The organism is Vreelandella sp. L-25 (assembly GCF_056857535.1).
Genome location: NZ_JBSXNH010000035.1, coordinates 37185 through 43429 on the forward strand (window position 1 = coordinate 37185; position 6245 = coordinate 43429).

General features: G+C 55.6%; 7 protein-coding genes. 1 reads left to right on the top strand and 6 read right to left on the bottom strand.

Going from position 1 to position 6245, the window contains the following annotated elements:
* Positions 1 to 10: 10 nt before the first annotated feature.
* The 6 genes from AC13CN_RS02885 to grxD all read right to left on the bottom strand — a co-directional run bounded on the left by AC13CN_RS02885 (position 11) and on the right by grxD (position 4884).
* Positions 11 to 304 carry a YcgL domain-containing protein gene (locus tag AC13CN_RS02885; RefSeq protein ID WP_058576298.1) on the bottom strand — a complete coding sequence of 98 codons (294 nt, stop codon included), beginning with the start codon at positions 302 to 304 and terminating at the stop codon, positions 11 to 13.
* Positions 301 to 1434, bottom strand: a complete 1134-nt coding sequence (gene rnd / locus AC13CN_RS02890; RefSeq protein ID WP_253557239.1) for a ribonuclease D — start codon at positions 1432 to 1434, stop codon at positions 301 to 303. The genes AC13CN_RS02885 and rnd overlap by 4 nt, the downstream gene beginning before the upstream one ends.
* 53 nt (positions 1435 to 1487) lie before the next feature.
* Positions 1488 to 2093, bottom strand: a complete 606-nt coding sequence (recR, locus tag AC13CN_RS02895) for a recombination mediator RecR (protein WP_044630129.1) — start codon at positions 2091 to 2093, stop codon at positions 1488 to 1490.
* A gap of 3 nt (positions 2094 to 2096) precedes the next feature.
* Complete coding sequence (locus tag AC13CN_RS02900) at positions 2097 to 2423, bottom strand: YbaB/EbfC family nucleoid-associated protein (RefSeq protein ID WP_044630130.1); 327 nt, start codon at positions 2421 to 2423, stop codon at positions 2097 to 2099.
* Positions 2424 to 2471: 48 nt separating this feature from the next.
* Complete coding sequence (gene dnaX, locus AC13CN_RS02905) at positions 2472 to 4376, bottom strand: DNA polymerase III subunit gamma/tau (protein ID WP_044630131.1); 1905 nt, start codon at positions 4374 to 4376, stop codon at positions 2472 to 2474.
* Between the two features lie 157 nt (positions 4377 to 4533).
* Positions 4534 to 4884, bottom strand: coding sequence for a Grx4 family monothiol glutaredoxin (grxD, locus tag AC13CN_RS02910; RefSeq protein WP_044630132.1), 351 nt, complete (start codon positions 4882 to 4884; stop codon positions 4534 to 4536).
* Between the two features lie 217 nt (positions 4885 to 5101).
* Between grxD and argF the strand changes: the two genes are divergently transcribed.
* Positions 5102 to 6022 (top strand): ornithine carbamoyltransferase, encoded by a 921-nt coding sequence (gene argF, locus AC13CN_RS02915; protein ID WP_044630133.1) that lies wholly within the window; start codon positions 5102 to 5104, stop codon positions 6020 to 6022.
* Positions 6023 to 6245 lie beyond the last annotated feature (223 nt).

Sequence of the window (6245 nt, forward strand, 5' to 3'; positions counted from 1 at the left end):
CGCCGATAACTCACGAGCGATCTGTCGTCTGAGCGCGATGAATGTCCAGTAAGTAGGGCTCTTTGGCAGGCGGCATTTGTAGGTAAAATCCTTGCTCCTCAATCGCAGCCATCACATCGGAGGCCTTCACGCGGGCAAGCGGCTTATCAGCGGTCAGAATCATCGTTAGCACAGGAACCGGCTTACCAAAGGTCTCCATCAGCGCCTCAGGCACTGTCTCCATTCCTTTACGCTTATCCACGTAGAGGTACATTTCGTCTTTGCGCGAGCTTTTAAAAATCTCGCATAGCAGTTTTTCGCTCATAAAGATGACTCCTCAAGCGCCTGATGAATAGCTTGCGTTAAGCAGGTATCGCGCCAACCACTCAGTTCTTGTAATGGCTGGTGTGCAAGCCGCTGCATGACCAGCGCCTCAATATCCCGGCGACGCAGCAACATTTCCGGAGCAATATTAAGAGCCGCTGCTTTTTCGGCAACCACTCCCTTAATCGCCTTGAAACGGCGCTTAAATGCAGGCTGCATGGGGTCTGGCCAACGCGTAGGTAAGTCGCTTTCTGGACAGTGCTGGGCCTGCTTCACTAGCGCTAGTAGAGCATCGCCCTCTTTTTTGACCAGCGGCGGCTTGATGCCCTCAACCTCGGCTAGCTCATAGCGGTTTTTGGGCATTTTTTCTGCCACAACGAACAGCAGCTTATCGCTCACCAGCCAATTACGCGGTAAATCTCGACGGCGGGTTTCGCCCTCGCGCCAAATCGTCATTAGCCGGTAGGCCTCAAGCTGGCGAGGCGTCAATCGCCAAAGCTGGCGCTGGCGGGTATACCACTGGCCGTCGTTTTCAACGCTGCGTCCTGCCTGTTCGATCAAGCTGGAGCACTCGCTGTCCAACCACTCACGCCGCCCTAAGGCGTCGAGTTTTTCCGCTTGAAGCTGCCACACTTTAAGCAAGTAAATTACGTCTAGCGCGGCGTACTCACATTGAGAAGACGTTAACGGACGCTCCAGCCAATTAGAGCGTGTCTCCTCTTTGGGAAGCGTTTCGCCTACCCAGTGCTCTACAAGTTTTTGGTAACCCATGCCAGGATTTTCGCCTAAGAAGGCTTGCGCCACCTGGGTATCCACCAGCGGCGTAGGCAACACGCCCGTCCAGCGTTGGAAGACTTCTAAATCTTCACTGCAGGCATGCAGCAGCTTCACCGCGCTATTTTGCAATAGCGCTTTAAAAGCGTTGGTGCAGGGTGTTGATAACGGGTCGACTAAATATGCCACTTCATGACTGGCAAACTGAATCAGCGCCGGTATGGGGAAAAACGTATTCTCGCGGAAAAACTCGGTGTCTAAGGCAATAACGCTGGCACCGGAAACCTGTTCACAGGCGGCGTCTAACGCCTCGGCGCTATCAATCCATTGATACAAAGCAGAAGTTGAAGAGGACAAAGCAATCTTCCGAGTTGGCACAACCGCATCAGCGCTTGCGTTTATTATCAGCATTAATCGCTAGCAAAGGGCTGGCGACCATTAAAAGCGCGGCTTAATGTACCGCCATCCACATACTCCAACTCACCGCCCATCGGCACGCCATAGGCGAGACGAGAAAAGGATACACCGTAATGCGCAAGCTGAGAGGCAATGTAATGCGCTGTCGCCTCACCCTCTACCGTAGGGTTAGTAGCAAGAACGACTTCACGAATATTGCCTTCAGCTACACGGCTTTCGAGCAACTCCAGCCCGATAGCTTCCGGGCCAATACCATCTAGCGGTGAAAGGTGACCATGCAGTACAAAATAGCGCCCTTGAAAACCGCCAGCCTCTTCAATCGCTAGCTGGTCTGCGGGCGATTCAACCACGCACAACAGTGCATCATCACGGCGAGAGCTCTCGCACAGCGCGCAAATATCGGCTTCGGTGAGCGTACGGCAGCGCTGGCAGTAGCCTACTTCCTCTATCGCCTGCTGAATCACTGCGGCTAATCGCTGGCCACCTGGGCGTTCACGCTCTAGTAAATGCATCGCCATGCGCTGAGCCGTTTTTGGCCCAACGCCTGGCAACACGCGAAACGCGTCCATCAATTGCTCAACAAGCGGAGAAAAGCGCATGGTTTAGAACGGCATCTTAAAGCCGGGCGGTAGATTTAAACCGGCTGTTGCTTCTTCCATTTTCGCTTTGGAGTTCGCTTCTACTTTGCGTACAGCATCGTTGACCGCTGCCGCCAGCAAATCTTCAAGCAGCTCTTTATCCTCTTCCAGCACGCTGGGGTCGATCGTGACATCGCTGACATCATGGCGGCCGTTCATGGTAATTTTTACCATGCCCGCACCCGCTTCGCCGTGCACTTCAGCTTTGGCCACTTCTTCTTGAACGCGCTGCATTTTTTCCTGCATTTCTTGGGCTTGCTTCATGATGTTGCCCATTCCGCCTTTAAACATGCGGTCTTCTCCTAAATCATTAATAAGCGAGTTGGTAGCCGTCGGCCGTTAGGAACGTGGCTCTGGCGCTGGTTTTACGGTTGACTCAATTAGCGTAGCCCCAAACGCCTGCTGCAACTTCTGAATATTGGGGTCGTGATGCAACAGATCAACAGCCTGCGCATGGCGTTCTTGCTGTAAACGCTCTTCCTGTTGCTGGGGTGTTTCCAGCGTGGCGTCAAGTTCAGCCACGCTGAACTGAACCCTTCTTGGTATGCCGATCTCTTTCAGCGCTCGCTCAATGCGCACGTTATGAACCTCGGCCTTCATGGCGGACTGGCTGGGGTCAAGCCGCAGCACCACAGTGCCACCATCATCGCTTTCTAACTGGCAATGTGCCGCTAAGTTACGCGTCAGCCCGCCTAAACCTAAGGCGTCAAAACAAGCCAGCCACGCGGCGTGGTTTAAGAGATCTCCCGAGGCCAGCGATTCAGCCGAAAGCGAGGAAGGCGCCACATTAAAGGATGGAGTGGGCTCTGGCTCTGGCTCTGGCTCTGGCTCTGGCTCTGGCTCTGGCTCTGGCTCTGGCTCTGGCGAGAGCGTAGCGGCGCTTTCTACCTCTTCAAGCGACCAGGGCGGCGGCGCATCATATTGCGGCTCTAATGCCTCGGGCGCCTCACTTGGTGGAGCTGCCTGCACCGCAGGCTCAGGCGGCTCAGCCTCGGCAGCGGCGGGTGCAGGCTCAGGCTTTTTTGCGGCTGGCTCCGCTAACACAGGGGCGCTTGGCGGTGCTGTGGGAGCTGGCGTTGCATCTGCTGACGGCGCAGGCTCAGGGCGTAGCGGCAGCGGCGTCGCAGGTGGCTTGGGAACGCCCTGAGGGCGGAAAGCCAGCATCCGTAACAGCGTCATCTCCAGAGCACTACGCAAGTCTGGGGCGTGTACCATATCGCCACGCCCCTGGATACCAATCTGGTAGTAGAGCTGGATATCTTCAGCGGTAAAACGGCTGGCCAGCTGCTGAATTTGCGCTCGGTCACCGTGGCTATTATCCACTGCATCCGGCACCATTTGCGCCACGGCCAAGCGGTGGAGTATGGCAGTTAACTCATCTAGCACGGCGGCAAAATCAGGCCCCTGCTCGGCTAGCTGGGCCACTTCTGCCAGCAACTTCTGAACATCTACCGCTGCTAGCGCTTCAACCAAGGCCAGCACATGGCGATGATCCAACGTGCCCAGCATTGCCGCTACATCAGCATGGCGCACAGCCCCTTGGCCAAAGGCTATGGCTTGATCAGTCAGGCTCATTGCATCGCGCATGGAGCCTTCAGCAGCCTTGCCTAACAGCCACAACGCGCTTTCATCATACTCAACCCCCTCTTCGCCCAGCACATAAGTTAAGTGCTCGACTACCCGCTCAGGCGGCATATGCTTGAGCGTAAACTGCAAACAGCGGGATAGTACCGTGGCGGGGAGCTTCTGCGGATCGGTGGTCGCTAACAGAAATTTTACATGGGGTGGCGGCTCTTCCAGCGTTTTAAGCAGCGCATTAAAGCTGCTGGTGGAGAGCATGTGCACCTCATCAATAAGGTATACCTTGTAGCGCCCTTGGGTAGGCGCGTACTGAACGTTATCGAGCAGTTCGCGGGTATCTTCTACTTTGGTTCGCGAAGCAGCGTCGACTTCGATCAGGTCGACAAAACGGCCTTCATCGATGGCTTGGCAACTATCGCACTGACCGCAGGGTGTCGAGGTAATTCCCTCATCCCCGCGCCCATTAGCGGTACAGTTAAGGCATTTCGCCAAAATGCGCGCCAGCGTGGTTTTGCCGACGCCACGCGTGCCAGTAAACAGGTAAGCGTGGTGTAAGCGGCCCTGATCAAGGGCATTGACCAAGGCGCGTTGAACATGGGCCTGGCCCACGAGCTCGTGGAATGTACGTGGCCGCCATTTGCGGGCCAGAACCTGATAGCTCATTGAGCAAAACTTCCTTAGGCGGGCTGACTGTCGATGCTAAACAGCCTATCGTAAACCGTAGATGCTAATTGTTGGTGCTTCATAAAGCACCATTCTAGCGGCTGCACCGCAGCCCGCCAACCGCCCGGCAGATGCCGAGCGGCATGAGGCGTTACGCTTAGGCGTTATCGCCACCTTCAGCGGCACCAGCACGTTGGGCGGCTTCTTTTACCAACTTTTCAAGCTCACCGTTTTGATGCATTTCAATCACAATATCGCAGCCGCCTACCAGCTCGCCTTCTACCCATAGCTGGGGAAAGGTCGGCCAGTTGGCAATTTTCGGCAGCTCAGCACGGATATCCGGGTTATCCAATACGTTGACGAAGGCAAAACGTTCGCCGCAGCTCATCAGCGCCTGCACTGTCTGTGCAGAGAAGCCGCACTGGGGCAGTTGGGGGGTGCCTTTCATGTAGATCAAAATCGGGTTTTCGCTGATTTGACGCTGAATATTTTCGGCAGTGGTGCTCATAATGTGCTCCTAAATAAGTGATGTGATCCAAGCCAGTTTACGCAATTCGTCAACTGGCTTTAACCCCACGACCTAGTAATGCCATGGATTGGTGATTACACCAATACCCGAGCAAACTACTCGGCCTTAACGCGTGGCCGCCATTCTACGCATGCCGCCCGCGTTGCGCATCCCCTGCCGCATCGCTAGGATGGTGTTTTTGCGCGGAGAGAAGTCCATGGCGACACGCCATTTCCTTACCCTATTGGATTTGACCCCAGATGAGCTGGCGTATTTGATCCAGCGTGCCATTAAGATCAAGACGGATCTTAAAGCTAATGGCCCAGTATACACACCGCTACCAAACCGCACGCTGGCGATGATTTTTGAAAAATCGTCCACCCGAACCCGCGTCTCTTTTGAAACAGGCATGGCGCAATTTGGTGGCCATGCGCTCTTCCTCTCTCCTCGTGACACCCAGCTTGGCCGCGGCGAGCCAATCGAAGACACCGCTCGCGTGCTCTCTGAGATGGTGGATGCAGTCATGATTCGCACCTTCTCCCACCAAGGCCTGGAAACCTATGCCAGCGCCAGCAGCGTGCCGGTGATTAATGCCCTAAGCGACGACTACCACCCCTGCCAACTGCTGGCAGATGTGATGACCTGGACAGAGCTGCGCGGCAGCGTCAAAGGTCGCACCGCGGTGTGGATTGGCGATGGCAATAATATGTGCCACTCCTGGATCAACGCCGCCCGCCAGTTCGGCTTTCATCTGCGGGTCTGCTGCCCGGAAGGCTATGAACCACGCGAAGATATCATGGCCGCTGCGGGTGACTGCGTCACCCTGCTCCACGACCCACAAGAAGCGGCTAAAGGTGCTGACTTAATCACTACTGACGTATGGGCTTCCATGGGCCAGGAAGAGGAGCAGGCAAAACGAGAAGCCGACTTTGCAGGCTTCCAGGTAACTGAAGCCCTGCTCGACTCCGCCCAATCTGACGTGCTGTTTTTACACTGCTTGCCTGCTCATCGAGGCGAAGAGATCAGCCTCACGCTGCTGGACGACCCAAGGGCAGTAGTATGGCAGGAAGCCGGCAACCGCCTACACGCTCAAAAAGCATTGATCGAGTTTTTGTTACTAGGCAAAGTCGACGCATAACCTCTATCGCCTAACCTCTATCCCGCCCTGTCTGCTTTGCAGGGCGGGCTTGTGCACAACGCCACCACACCGGGTACAAAACAAGATCGAGTAGGAGGGGGAGTCGCCTCCCCCGTCCTCTCACACCACCGGGCAAACGGATCCGTACCACGGCGGTTCCTGTCCCCCATTATCGGGCTGAGCTTCGTTCCGCTGAATTCGCTCGCCTGTGTGCTCTGAGCGC